The sequence below is a fragment of the Gimesia benthica genome, from assembly GCF_009720525.1.
GTDB lineage: Bacteria > Planctomycetota > Planctomycetia > Planctomycetales > Planctomycetaceae > Gimesia > Gimesia benthica.
Window position 1 is genome coordinate 6,311,176 of the sequence record NZ_CP043930.1, and the last position, 13,691, is coordinate 6,324,866.

5 protein-coding genes and 4 pseudogenes are annotated in these 13,691 nt (G+C 44.5%); 5 read left to right on the plus strand and 4 right to left on the minus strand.

The features are described from left to right. Positions 1-64 precede the first annotated feature (64 nt). The 4 genes and pseudogenes from F1728_RS24515 to F1728_RS24530 all read left to right on the plus strand — a co-directional run bounded on the left by F1728_RS24515 (position 65) and on the right by F1728_RS24530 (position 4,971). A pseudogene (locus F1728_RS24515) lies at positions 65-1,157 on the plus strand (IS3 family transposase). An 813-nt stretch (positions 1,158-1,970) separates the two neighbouring features. Next, entirely contained in the window at positions 1,971-3,269 is a 1,299-nt protein-coding gene (locus F1728_RS24520; RefSeq protein WP_155366278.1) for a hypothetical protein, read from the plus strand. Next, positions 3,262-3,894: a hypothetical protein gene (locus F1728_RS24525; protein WP_155366279.1), complete on the plus strand. Its 633-nt coding sequence runs from the start codon at positions 3,262-3,264 to the stop codon at positions 3,892-3,894. Before F1728_RS24520 ends, F1728_RS24525 begins: the two co-directional genes overlap by 8 nt. A gap of 3 nt (positions 3,895-3,897) precedes the next feature. Further along, the gene (locus F1728_RS24530) at positions 3,898-4,971 is read left to right on the plus strand and encodes a DUF1573 domain-containing protein (protein ID WP_155366280.1); all 1,074 of its coding nucleotides are present in this window, start codon (positions 3,898-3,900) and stop codon (positions 4,969-4,971) included. A 63-nt stretch (positions 4,972-5,034) separates the two neighbouring features. Here F1728_RS24530 and F1728_RS24535 read toward each other — a convergent pair. Together F1728_RS24535 and F1728_RS31360 are read right to left on the minus strand one after the other, a co-directional pair. After that, a pseudogene (locus F1728_RS24535) lies at positions 5,035-5,463 on the minus strand (integrase core domain-containing protein); the annotation flags it as partial. Between the two features lie 118 nt (positions 5,464-5,581). Next, positions 5,582-5,704, minus strand: a pseudogene (locus F1728_RS31360) (integrase core domain-containing protein); the annotation flags it as partial. 98 nt (positions 5,705-5,802) lie between these two features. On the opposite strand from F1728_RS31360, the pseudogene F1728_RS24545 reads away from it, so the two are divergent. Continuing rightward, positions 5,803-6,951, plus strand: a pseudogene (locus tag F1728_RS24545) (IS3 family transposase). Between the two features lie 82 nt (positions 6,952-7,033). Here the strand turns inward: F1728_RS24545 and F1728_RS24550 are convergent. Next, the gene (locus tag F1728_RS24550; RefSeq protein WP_155366283.1) at positions 7,034-11,068 is read right to left on the minus strand and encodes a hypothetical protein; all 4,035 of its coding nucleotides are present in this window, start codon (positions 11,066-11,068) and stop codon (positions 7,034-7,036) included. 62 nt (positions 11,069-11,130) lie between these two features. Next, on the minus strand, positions 11,131-12,792 hold the full coding sequence (locus F1728_RS24555; RefSeq protein WP_194242503.1) for an ArnT family glycosyltransferase: 1,662 nt from the start codon (positions 12,790-12,792) through the stop codon (positions 11,131-11,133). Positions 12,793-13,691 lie beyond the last annotated feature (899 nt).

Consider the following 13,691-nt stretch of genomic DNA (forward strand, 5'->3'; position numbering starts at 1 on the left):
TGCTTATAGCCCGCAGGGATACCCGAGAGCATCTGCCCGTTTATGTGGAAGGCAATTGTCCGATTTGCCACGCAAAAGTGCCGAGCGGATTGCCGTTGCTTCGCGGCAGCATGACTCCGGTACTGCGGTGGCGGAGATCGTCTGAAGATGGGGATCACCGAACAGGCCTTTTACCGCTGGAAGAAGAAATACGCCGGCCTGGGCGTCGCTGAAGTCCGCAGACTGAAGCAGTTGGAAGAGGAAAACCGGAAGCTCAAACAACTGGTGGCTGACCTGAGCCTGGATAAGAGCATGCTCCAGGACGTTCTCAAAAAAAAGCTGCGAGGTCCGCTCGTCGCGTAGTGGTGAAGCGGCTTCAGGCAGGTTATTCCCAAAGCGAACGTCGTGTTTACAGGGTGCTGAACTTTCTACGAGCCAGTCACCGTTACCAGAGTGTTCTTGATGAACGGGCCGAGCTGCGGATGCGACTGCGCGAACTGGCCACCATTCGTGTGCGCTATGGTTATCGGCAGCTGCATATCCTGTTACAGCGGGAAGGCTGGCGTGTGAATCACAAGCTGGTGTATCGTCTCTATTGTGAAGAAGGCCTGCAGATGTAGATCAAAACACCTCGTCGGAACAAAAGCTGTGCCGTTCGTGGTGAGCGTTCTCCAGCCCGGCAGTCCAATGAAACGTGGAGTATGGACTTCATGTCCGATCAGCTTTATTCTGGACGGAGATACCGACTGCTGACGTTAGTTGATAACTTTAGCCGTGAGAGTCTGGCGATCCAGGCCGGACAGCGTCTGACCGGTGATGATGTTGTTCAGATTCTGGAGCAGGTCACGCAGCAGCGTGGTGCTCATCCAGAAACGATTCGAGTCGACAACGGCCCTGAATTTATTTCGAAGAGTCTGGACTGGTGGGCTTACTGGAACCGTGTGAAGCATTACTTCAGTCGTCCGGGGAAGCCGACAGATAATGCGTTTATTGAATCCTTCAACGGTCGACTGCGACAGGAATGTCTGAACCAGCACTGGTTCCTGTCACTGGAAGATGCCCAGAAAAAACTGGATTCCTGGCGTAAGGATTACAACGAGCGGCGTCCCCACAGTGCATTGGGCAACAGGACGCCTCAGGAGTTTGCGAAGTTTTCAGACCAGGCATGCCTGGTCTGAAAAACCTTGTTCACTCGCATTCCAACTGGTACAGAGTTGGGGGCATGGTCATATGAGTGGATGTCGGAATATCAAATATTTTGAGATTTAATATTCATGATTCCTAAATCTTTTAAGAGTTGAATCATCAAAATTACTGAATATATTATATAGACAACATGAACGATTGTAGCTATGTTGTACATGTCATCGAATGCTTGCACTAGAATTTGAGTGATTCATTTCAATAGATAAAATAACACTTACCTTAATACAGAAGGAGAAATAAAATGTACGTTAAGCTTATTTGTGTTGCAATTCTTTCATTTATAACCTTGTTTTTCTTTAGTTCTCAACATCCAACTGTAGCTCTAAGTTATTCAGACCTGCAAACGGCTGTTGGTGCGTGTGAAGCTCATGGAAGTTTACAAGAAGTGAGATGTCAAGTAACAGAAGATCTATGTACCTCTGATGATCAGATCGATTGCATAATTGAAGTTTTCCACACGGGATGTACGGGCGTCAATGCCCCAAAACCAGAAGGCGCAGGATCTCAGAATCATAAAGAGATTCAGTGCTCAAATAGTTACTTTCAAGGGAAATGCAGATGGTCTCTTTCACTAAACAAATGTGTATTTGGTCAGTATGTACAACCTTCTCTAACGTGTGGCACAAAGATCGGCGCCGAAGGTTGCTAGAAATCAGATCAATAATTTTTAAACCTTAGAAGTGTTACTTTTATGTAAAATAGCATGGTGAATTGCCAGATATTGAGAGCATAATTTTCTCTTCTGAGAATGATTGAGTAGTTGATCTCTAATATGGATTTAGCTCATGAGTAACAACAGCTGGCTGAAACTTTATTGGATGCATGGGCTTTGTAGGTCAGTACAGTTTCGAGCCGTTGCTATTGTATTATGTTTAACTCAGATCGTCTTGGGGCAAGACGCACCAAAATCTACCCCGAGTTCAGAGAACGAAAATCAGAAAGTTTCTAATTGGATCGAATCGACAAAGAAGTGGATCACATCAACAAAGCGAAACTCTGGTAACCCTCCAACGGACCGCCAGCTATCAGAAAGAGCTGTGGAAGCAGGCGCTTCTCCTGATGAGTTTATGGCTTGTTGGAAGATACTTCTAAAGGAGCAACAACCTGTTGTTTCAAAGTCCGATCTCATTGAATTAATTAAAGCTAAGCGTGCATCAATTCACGACATGTATTGTAAATATAAATTTCAATGGGAGGAACTGGACGAAAATGATGAACTGTCTGAGACTTTCCGCGTGGAGAATTCTTTTTTTCGGTCTGGGGTTAAACTTAGAATGCATGCTAAGAACTGGAAAGGCTCGAGTCCAAAACCAACTGATAGCGATATCTCTTATAATGGCGATTATGTTCAGTATGTTGATTTCTCGCTTAAAACTCCTAACGCATCAATTAGTAAGTTGCGAGGTTACAACGATTTCTATTTCCCTTACGACGTGCTAGCAAACGCTATGCTGCTAAACAGCGACGTCGATCTTGGTCTAAAGGGGGCACGACCTTATGACCTGTTAGAAATGTTGGGCGGTAAGTATACTCTCCTATTGCAAAGACTTGAGGAAGTAGACGGTCGGGAGTGCTTGGTAGCCACCGATACGATGTTTCGAGTCTATTTGGATGTAGAACGCGATTTTTCGGTGATCCGTTTTGAAAGCGTAAGTTTGGTTTTAGATTCTAGTGTAGTGGCCAAAATTATTGACTATCAGTTAGATTACACGCGGAGATTTGAATCCATGAAAAATTATGGCAATGGTTTATGGTTACCGCACAAGATTGAGACAACTTCTCTGAAGGACGGAAAGGTTATTAATCGTCAGATAACTGAAGTTTCAGAGATGACTGTAAATGAAGGTGTCAACGATAATATTTTTAATGACATCATCCCCAAAGGAGCATTCGTTTTTGACAGCATTCAAAATGCGTCTTATCGCTATGGGGAGAATCAGTCTATCGAGGGAACACTTGAAGACGAGATGAAAAATGCTGTCAAGCGGGGCCAGACTCAGTGGGCTCTGATTATTATCAACATCGTTTTTGTTTGCGCGATGATTGGTTGGATGTTGTGGCGGAGGCATTCACAAGATGCTTAGACAAATCGAGGGGAAGATACGAAATGCGTTTGTGCTAGCTGTTGTGGCAACAATCTTGTTTGTACCAACCAAGCGTGCATCGCCAGTTGATGATGTCAACACTACTACCCTACCGACTCTCACAGACAATGGTTACCAAACCGCGTGTGGACCGATCGCTTGTTTTGTGGCGATGCGATTGATGGGTGTCGATTGTTCTCTTGATACAATAATCACCAAGTGTGATTGGAAGGAGGGTGAGCTTACGACCTTACAAAGTATGCAGGACACATTCGCAGATTTCGAAAAAGAAATCGTGAGTATGCCTATTCGTGTCTCTCCTCAAGAGCTCGTGGATTACTTGGAAAGTGGCAACTACGTGGCTGTGTTGCCCATACGTAAGCGAAGTGGGGAAGTCAACCATGCGGTTTGTGCTATCGGTTATGAAGAGGGTAACGTCATTGCCGTTGATTACCCCGAGTTGACACAGAAATACTCATTAGACAAGCTATGCGATATCTGGGACGGGCCTGTATTGCTCGTATCTCGCTCATACCATGGTTGGTTTACCAGAAATTTGAAATGGTTGGTATTACCAATTCTGAGTGTGTTGATCTTTATCACGATTAAAGTTCGAGGCTATTAAATCATGACATCTCAGCAGAGTGTCTATCGACAAGAAAGATTTAAAGGTCTATTCATTCTCTATGGGACATGCTTATGGCTAGTGCAACTTGTTGGCTGTGGTGAAATAAAAGAGTCACAATCGCTAAGTCAGAAGCAGCAACTGGTCGTGCTGACACATGATTTTGGAGTTGTGTCTCCCGGTCAATTGGTTGAACATGAATTCATAATCAAAAATGAAGAGATACAAGAAGTTGAATACACAAAGTATAATATTGGCTGCCCGTGCGTAACCATTGTTAGCAACTCAGGTCCCATACCAATCAATGGCGAGGGAGTAATTAAGCTAAAGATGGAAACTCGAGGAATTAAAGGATTTGTGAAACGAAATGCCATGTTATTGTCCCCTGACTCGAAGGTGAAACCGGTCGTGCTGGAGCTAACCGGCACTGTTGCTAATATATGGCCTTCATCGAAGACGATTGAGCTTGGAAATCTGATGACTGGTTCAAGTACGTCCCGCAGTTTTCTTGTAATTGCTACTGGATATACGAATGCAAAGATCAAATCAGTATCGGTTCAAAATCCCGTTATTCAAACTAAAATAGAAGATGTAGTCCCCGACACGGTCTCCCGTGCCCGCGGACTAAGTCCGATCGGACAGGTGAAGCTCGAATGGGATGGGCAACCACTTCCACCAGGTCCTTTTGAGACAACAATTACTATTACGACCAATGTACCGGAGTTCGCAACTATTCAGGTTCCGGTTGTCGGGTATGCTAGTGGATCCATAAAAGTGAGTCCCGCTAGTCTGCTATTCGGAAATGTGTCTGCTGGGGATCATGTGCGTCGTTCATGTAAGCTTATAGGTCCTATCAAATGGGCTGAAGTTCAATCGCTGCAGTTGAAAGCCGATCATGATTTCGTAGAGGGTGCGTTTTCTCGTGCATCAAATGTAGAGACGGGGCAATTAGTTTTAGATGTCGACTTAAGTATACCAGAAATGAGTAAAAAAGGTCTCATCAAGGGTGATCTTTTGGTATCAAAGCAGAATGGTAAATTCTCTTTCTCTGTACCTTATATTGCATTTGTTAAGTAACCAGGATGATTTAGGACTTTAGTTTAAAATTCCAGAAACTAGTGATTTTGAAAATTCCTTGTGTTATTGCCTGTGACAGATCACACTATGGAGATTATTTGACCTTGCAAACTCCACTGGCGTTTGATTTCCCAGCGAGCTGTGTGGGCGGTTTTCGTTGTAGTCCAGCCACCACTGGTCAATTTGTTCCTGAGCGTCTGCCAAGCTTAAAAACCAATGCTGGTTTAAACACTCCTGGCGAACTCGCCCGTTGAACGATTCAATATAATCATTGTTGGTTTGTTTTCTCAGTCGAATGAATCCCAGAGTCACTTTGTTGAAGTAAGCCCACCAGTCCAGACTCTTCGAAATGAACTCAGGGCCGTTATCCGCACGGATTGACTGGGGACAGCCTTGGACCACTTTGACCCGATCCAGAGCTGTCACTACATTATCTCCAGTCAGTCGGGTTCCCACCTGAATGGCCAGGCTCTCACGACTAAAGTTATCGACTGACAGGCCCCCCTCATTTCTGTACTAGTTGTTATGAGAGTATTGGGGGCTTAGCAGTGTTTCTCTGGAAGACGGACGTAGTCCGTCTGGAAAAGGAACACTACTCTGAAAGATCTCTGGGGGTGCGGTACCCTAAGGAACTGTGTGGCCGCACTGTGTTGTATTGTTCTTTCCAGGCCGTTGTCTGCTTCCGGGCGGATTTCAGGTTTTCGAATATCTCACAGTTCATGAACTCGTCCTGACCTGCCTTAAAAACCTGTACCAGATTGGTCAGCTTTTCAAAAACTGATCCAAATGTTATGAAGGTTCTTAGCGTCCTTTTGGCGAGGAGAACTTTTGATGAACAAGCGAAGAAAACGTCACAACCCCGAGCAGATTGTCCGCAAGCTGCGTGATGCGGATGCAATGCTGAATGCCGGTAAAGATCTGGCATCCGTGCTGCAGATCCTGGAAGTCAGTGAATCGACTTATCTGCGCTGGCGGAATCAGTATGGCGGCATGAAATCGGAAGAAGCCAAGCGCCTCAAACAACTGGAAGATGAGAATAAACGACTGAAAGAACTGGTTGCTGATCTGTCTCTGGACAACAAGATGCTGAAATATCTCTCGGAGGGAAACTGGTAAGCCCTTCCCGAAAACGAGCCGCCGTCAAAGCGATCCAGAATGAGTTCCGTGTCTCTGAGCGGAGAGCCTGTGTGGTTCTGGATCAGCCTCGTTCCACTCAGCGTTACCAGTCGGGCCCACGCAGTGATGAGCCGTCTCTGGTCAAACGCATGTATGAGCTGGTGCGGTCACGGCCCCGGTTCGGCTATCGCCGGATCGCCAGGCTGCTGCAGCGGGAAGGCTGGCAGGCCAGCTTCACTCGTGTGTACCGTTTATGGCGTCGGGAAGGGCTGAAAGTGCCTCAAAAGAAAAGAAAACATCGCAGGACCGGTGACTCCCGGAATGGTTGTCACCGGCTGCGGCCAGAACAGAAAGATCATGTCTGGTGCTGGGATTTTGTGTTTGATCGAACCGCCTCGGGAGTGGTTTTCGATTGTCGATGAGTTCACCCGGGAATGTCTGGCTTTGAAGGTTGATCGAAGCATTCGCAGCGAGGATGTGATTGATACTCTGGTTGAACTGTTTTCTTCCAGGGGAGTGCCGCAGTGCATCCGGAGTGACAACGGTCCAGAAATTGTCTCCAGAGCAATTCAATGCTGGCTGAATCAACTGGAGATCAACTCGTTGTATATCGAGCCGGGAGCCCCCTGGGAAAACGGTTATGCGGAAAGTTTCAACAGTCGATTCCGGGATGAATTCCTGGCAGTCGAAGTGTTTGAGAGTCTGGGAACAGCCCGCAGGCTCACGGCTGCCTGGAAGGAAGATTACAACGGGCAACGCCCACATAGTTCGCTGGGATATGTTACCCCGGCAGAGTTTGCGAGTCGCTGTGCAGTTTCCAATCGGGCTGCGCCCTCATTCCAACTGCACAGCGAAATTACCTAAACCAACCTTCATAAGACCTGGTACAGGTTTTTAAGGCAGGTCAAATCGACTTGGCATATTGTTCAAGCAGGTAGTTATCTGGTTATTTGACAATCTTGTCATGCCATCGCACCAATCCCGAAATTGCATGCATCTGATAACCATATTGATAGCGTTGTTCATGCGTGCGGAAGAAAAAAGTCGATGTTGTATCTATATATTCTGCGGAAACCGCCGTTGCTAGGTATTCGACAGCGCGTACAACCCAATCTTCGCGAAGTTGTTCCGGTGGTAATGCTAAAACTAGCCACTCAACACAATGCCCCATATAATACACATCCATTCGGTTTGGAGTTGCGTTGGGTTGTGCCAGTAAACGTCTCCGCAAACTATCAGGTATGGCAAAACTTCCATTTGCAGCCTGATGACTCCGCAGGCGTTGCACTTCAATTGAAACCATACTTTCCATCTGCGGCCATAAAGCGGCAAAAAATTCGTCTTTTTTATGTTTGGGCGTTGAAAGAATACGCGAAATGGCACACAACTGATGAGTGCCACCACAGGCTCCTTCTTGTTTTGAGAGCATACTTTCGGCCAATCTAGCGAGAGAGAATTGTTCGCCAAACTTGTTTGACCATTGGCGACCGGGTTCTAAGTAATAGGAGTAGGAAGAAACCGTCCAGGCAAGCTCACCCGTCGTTCGGGATTCCCGCAGCGAGTTATCCAGTAAGTCACGAACTTGAAACTGACGCTTATCCACGAACAACGTCGCATCAAGTGAAACACCACTCATGCTCAAGAGGTGCAGGAACTGATCACGGTGGTGTTCTTGATCAAAGCGGTCCCCTTGTTGGCGTCCATAAGGTTTGCCTCCACGTATACTAAACGGCCCGAAAGAAGATTTGGGATTCAATATTCCGTCGAATACTGCTTTAGTCTTCGAAGATCCGTTTATAAAAGCGTCGTCACCATAGATCAATAATCGATGCATTTTCATCCAATTCTGCATCTCCTGCGGGTTGTCACCCTTACGGGCTTTGTTTACCAGAATCTCAACTTGTCGTGCGACTCTATCAATTGATCCATTCCCGAGAGTGGCTTCCAATTTGCTATTTTTGAGGTCATCATTGCGACTCATGCCATCGCAATTAGGTTGAAACCCAGACGTCAGGTTTTGCTGTGTTGAACTTTTCTTATTTTTCTTGTCTTCAGTTGCTTTCTTCTTGTTCTTAGATGTCAAGGAAGGGTTTCCCACAACTTTAACAGGGACAGAAATAGAGTGTTTTACTCCTTTTGCCGTTTGGTATTCAATTTGAACTTCTGATTCACCGAGCAGTTCGTTGCTAGGCAAAATAACAACTTCGAGTAAAGGTTTTGTGGTTCTCGCAGTGGTAAAGGATCGAACGTACAACCAAGAATTCATTCCTTCAGCATGAACTATAGATAACGGCTCTCCATTTACATGCCGCAACCTAATATTTCGAGTCCGTCTTTGACGGCTAGCTAAGAGTAGAAATCGACTAGGCTCGGCCGCTACAATCTGGTCATATCTGCCTACGAAGGGAACAGTTAATGTACGCTCAGTGATCTTACGGGCACCTATGGATACTTGAATTATTAGTCTACCAGCGAACGAACCATATTCTTTCGGTTTCGCGCGAAACCGAATCGACTTAACATCTGATTTCAGCTCAATGTCAGCTGGAACATCGATTGCTCTAGCGCTTTTTATACGATAGTGTGGGGCCTCAGAGAGAATATTGATCGTTAGAAATTGCGATGCATCAATTCTAGTAAACTGGCCACAATCAACGAACTTTGGCTCGCTATGTACAATATCGTATGCTTCAAGATCGATGAAGACGTCAAATCCGGAGTCAGCTAAACCGGAAGAAGTTACTCTCAAGTGAGTTATACTGGGTTCGTTGGAAAGCGGCACCTGCAGTTGGCCCGTGAGAAATCCATTGCTGTTTGCTGGGATTTTTATCGGAGTAAAGTCAGTTTTTGCGGGATTTGAAGATCGTCGGCTATTATCTTTAACTGTTACAGTAACAGGATCGGAACTTAAATTGTGAATTGGTATTTTTACCTCTTGTGTGCTATTCGCTTCTTGCCGTCCCAAGTTCAAAAATGGCGAGTCCGAAGGGATTATAATCGGTTTGAATAACTTTTCTGCTGGTTGTGTTTTTTGTACCATTCGTGATTCTGTGTGTTTCTCAGTAGCAATATCGCGTCTAATGATAATGACACGTCCGATATCAAACGCGGGCAACATCAACTGACTTCTTCCACTTTCCAATTGTTTACACTTGATGGTAGATCCATCTAATGCATCCTCCACCTTAACGTGTCCCCATCCTGAACCGAGAAATAAATTGATCTCAACACCATGCCGTGGAACCGCGTAGAAAGATTCATCTCCTTGTCTGGAATTTCGCGTGCACCACTTATTAATCGCAAATAGTATTACTTGATTACTTCCGCTATACAGCGTGCTAATGTGAATTCCCGGCTGGTTACAGTTTGTGGATAGCTCAATTTTTTCAGAAAGTGCAACAGTGCTCGATAAGTTCCGCCATTGATTCTTAATTAATTTTATGGTCGGTAAGCAGGACCGTGATAGTTCTGTGTCTATATTTGTTGTGCTGCGTACTAGGACACCACGACTTCCTTCACTCAGCGCCGCCAGCGTGCACCAGTGGAAATCGCTTGGCGAGAATAGACATGCTACATCAGGATTGATTGAAGCAACAAAAGGTATACCACTTCGACGGAATTCAGAATAAAACGCTATGCTATCAGAAATCGCATTCTTTCCGTTAGCTCTCAAAGTAGAAGGTGGTGAAATAACCACAAAGTCACAACTGCTACCCATCTGTGTTGCGACACTTGCAGAGATTCCACTACTCACTCTTGCATATATTGGAAGTTTTCTGGATGATCGTACAGTATCCAATACACGTTTTCTGATCTCCGCGGCGGAAATATGAGGGCGTAGCCCGCCATTATGGATGCACGTACAGTTGGGAAGGTAAGGATCATAGTCATACCCTACGACCGTATCTAATCTACGTTTAATGATAAATGAAATTTTCTTTCTTTGATGATGATCCGGTAAGGGATCACCATAGATTGGTTTCAATTGATGAAAGATAATTTCAACAACATGTGAATTCCCTTCGGACCACGGAACAGGCATTTTCAAGTACCGGACGTCGGATTGATAATTGTGAAAATCGGGCGGGAGAGGGCCTTGGGGAAGTTTGCAAGTATCAGTAATATCTTCCCCACTAAGTCGAATCGCGTCAATAACAACTGGTGATTTGGTATAGTCCGACTCGTTGTATAATGCCAACTGCAACTGCCGCCCGGTTTCTTTAACGCTAACAACTCGCAATATTGTGTCATATTGAGTCTTTCCAACAAAACAGGCTGCAAAGGCTTTTGTTGCAAAAACAAAACCATCTCTCCTTTCTAGCTTGAGTTCGGCAACAACAGCCTCACTATGCTTGATATATTGCTTTGGTTGAATCGTGATGCAGATTAAAGTGTTGCCGTCACGTTCTGGTAATGAACTTACATTGGTGATTTTTGCCTTTTGACCATTTACACAACACGAAGACACATCTTTGAGTGAAAATGAGTGATCTGATTTAAGACGGGCATACATACAAATCGTTGACAAGTTCTCTGAGAAAGTGAGGTTTGCAGCCCATTTATCCGTGGGAATCGTCGACACTCTCAAATTTCGCGTAGAGTCGTTCACCTGGAAATTGACGTATAATGAAGAGCCGGAATCAGTGGTGTCTTTATTGACTCGGATTACCGCAAATGTGAATAAACCAGGCTGCACAGAATACGAACTTATCCTTAAAATTTGAGAGGAGATCGGAACGTACTGAGAATTAAGCACACCGATATCTTTAATGACGCAAATTGAGGATGAGTCATTTTTTAAAGCCAGTACGAACTCCGTTGTATCCGCATTCCTATAACGTTTTGCGACAAATACTGAATGCAGCTCATATTTTTTTTCACTCGCATGCGATTGGTTTGATGTGTTTTCAATTTCATTTCCAGTGCTACAGCCTGATAGAACAACGAGATAGAGTAATATAAATAGCCTCGTATTAATCATAATAAATGCCTCTAAAATCGTACAATCAACATCCAGACGTAATGATTGATCCCAGGTATTTGCTAAGAGTCGACACCGCTTTCTATTCGGTTGGGTTTACCTGATGGTGGAACGTAGTAAATGTAAATTGAATAACCTGCAGAACCGATACGTTTCATCGAAGAAATTTCACGAAGCAGTGTTTTAGATAATCGAAAGTCACCTTTGTCTGTACCTCGAGCCAGCCACGGATCACCATTTAGGAGGTTGACACTGATTGCATAATATCCTGGTGCCAAAGGCAGTGATGTAGAAATGCTAAACTCGTCCTGCATTGGGCGAATGCCAGTGATTCCAAGTTGTGTCGGATTAGCACCGCCGAAATATGCGATGAAAACAGGTTCTTCGTTATCAAGATGAAGTAGTTTTTGTTTAAGAAATAGAAGGTCTTGTCCCCAATCAATGTTGCTGCCAAGCAAGTGATTCGGGCCACCGAAGGGACCTCCCGCATAAATGTTAAAATAAGATAAAGAATGAGGGAACGTTGTAATTGAAGAAGTCCAAAACCAAATAGTCAGGAATAGAATCCCTTTTTGTCTACGCTGTGTTGATTTTGTTTTTTGTGATAGTGGTTTTATAGCTAAATTTAAGTATGTCACTGTTGCAGCAATCCAACAAATTACAAATGGAAAACACGGCAATACATAGCGCATGTGGTGTGTAAAACCATGCTTGGCGCTCGCGACAACCAGAATCACGCATGGGACGGCTAGCAACAATATCTCGGCGTCGAAAAAATTGTAATAACATCTTTGGTAAAAGCGTAAAATGACCGCCATTATCGCAAGTCCCCAAAGCGCCAGAGGAACCTTTACAGTAAACCCATATAAGTAATAGTACCACCAACCAGTTTCCCGAAATGTGCCTCGAAGATATGATGGACGTCCGAAATTTTCAAAATCACTTTGCTGGATGTCGAGACCGAGTATGTAATTCGCAGGCAGCGGTACGCAGATATTACCGAACCAAGTTCCCCGAAATCGGTTTCCCGAGGATGAGCTTTCATCACCCGTATCTTTCAGGTTTGAATTGACGTTGTTATTACCAGTGAATAAAGTGCTGATAAACTGAAATTCCTGTAATCGCTGAAATGAGCCTTCAAACCCATAGCCAAGGTTAATTATATAAACGCTGATCAGCATCTGGATCACCAACTTGCTCAGTTCTGAGAGCCATCGCTGTGGCGACATTGTCACTTTTTTACGCCATCTGACAACCAACCATATCACAGGCCAGATGAAATAGAAAAGGATCAGCGTAGTCTTAGTTAACTCCGCAATACCTAATAATACACCAGTGATCAGCGTGTGTGGCCAGGTAGGATTTTGTAACCAGCACCAGAATATATAACATGCTAGGATGCCAATTGCTGCCGCCGGTACGTCAGGTGTGATTAGTTGGCCGTGTCCCAGGATACTGGGAGAGCCACACCAGAGTACAGATGCCAAGAAACCCGCCCAAACTCCAGCCAACCTTTTAGTCCATTGGTAACATGTCCAGGCTCCAATTAGGCTAAATGGAATACATGCCCATCGTGCCAAGGTTAACAGCCATATGGAACGTTCCCCGTTTGCTCGGATGAAATTCTCTCCCATTACAAAAACTGGACGTGCTCCTGGAACATCACGGAATGATGACCAGTCTGCTTCGTATCCAGCGGCCAATACTGGTAACGCAGCAATCATTCGTACTAGCGGAGGATTCACACGATACAATTCGAATCGTCCAAAAGTTATATGGCTGATCCCTGCAACCAAATGGGCTGGCTCGTTAAACGTTGGGGCTTGTCGTGAAGCCCCCCACATCAATAGAATAGCGTAAAATAGAAGTATCGCGGTTAACAACCGGGACCGCCAATTATCGCAATCCGTACACGAATTTTTGGCGAGTCGCAAGTTGTCGCCGTATTTAAGAGAATGATTTTTTGAGTGCCGATTCGAAGTCTCTTCTGAAGAGTTCATGGCACGTATGACCAAAGACATCGTCTTGACATTAGGTATCCTATTTAATTTAGATTAGTAATAATATTATATGCAGAACTGTTATTGCGTCTAGTTCTATACTTGACAATCAGTAGATTGTTTAATCAGCATAGCAATTGTATTGTCAGGGAGGATAGGAAAAACAGTTCCGATTAAATTTGACACCTTAGCGATAACCACTCAACTTGTATCGAACATCTTTATAGCTGAAGTCAAGGTTTGATTAATCACCTTAAATCCGCTAGCTAACCAAGTCGAGTCAGCAGATGTCAGTTCTGCTTGCTAGTCGCTTTGTTTTTATTAGAAAAATTTTATCTTTCTTCTTGGAGAAATAGGAGTTCGGTTCACGAAGACGAATAGCCAATTCCAACAACATTAAATTCTCGTTGTGTGTATAGATGCCAAAAAATAAGAAAAAATCTGCAAATGAATCTGAAGATATTCGCCTTGCGGATATTCTTTCTAATGTTGAGTTCATATGTTGGTCAGTTCTTGTTATAATTGTTTTTTTAAGGTGGTTTAACGGTTCTCCCGTTTCAACTGATCAGTTTATTGTGCAATTGGTACTCGTGTTAGTCTCGCTCACTGGAGTAATCGGCTTT

What these genes read in the sequence shown, in the direction of transcription:
- F1728_RS24525 (WP_155366279.1), top strand. Translation starts at nt 3,262, where the DNA reads ATGCTTAGACAAATCGAGGGGAAGATACGAAATGCGTTTGTGCTAGCT.
- F1728_RS24520 (WP_155366278.1), top strand. Translation starts at nt 1,971, where the DNA reads ATGAGTAACAACAGCTGGCTGAAACTTTATTGGATGCATGGGCTTTGT.
- F1728_RS24555 (WP_194242503.1), bottom strand. Translation starts at nt 12,792, where the DNA reads ATGATTGCTGCGTTACCAGTATTGGCCGCTGGATACGAAGCAGACTGG.
- F1728_RS24550 (WP_155366283.1), bottom strand. Translation starts at nt 11,068, where the DNA reads ATGATTAATACGAGGCTATTTATATTACTCTATCTCGTTGTTCTATCA.
- F1728_RS24530 (WP_155366280.1), top strand. Translation starts at nt 3,898, where the DNA reads ATGACATCTCAGCAGAGTGTCTATCGACAAGAAAGATTTAAAGGTCTA.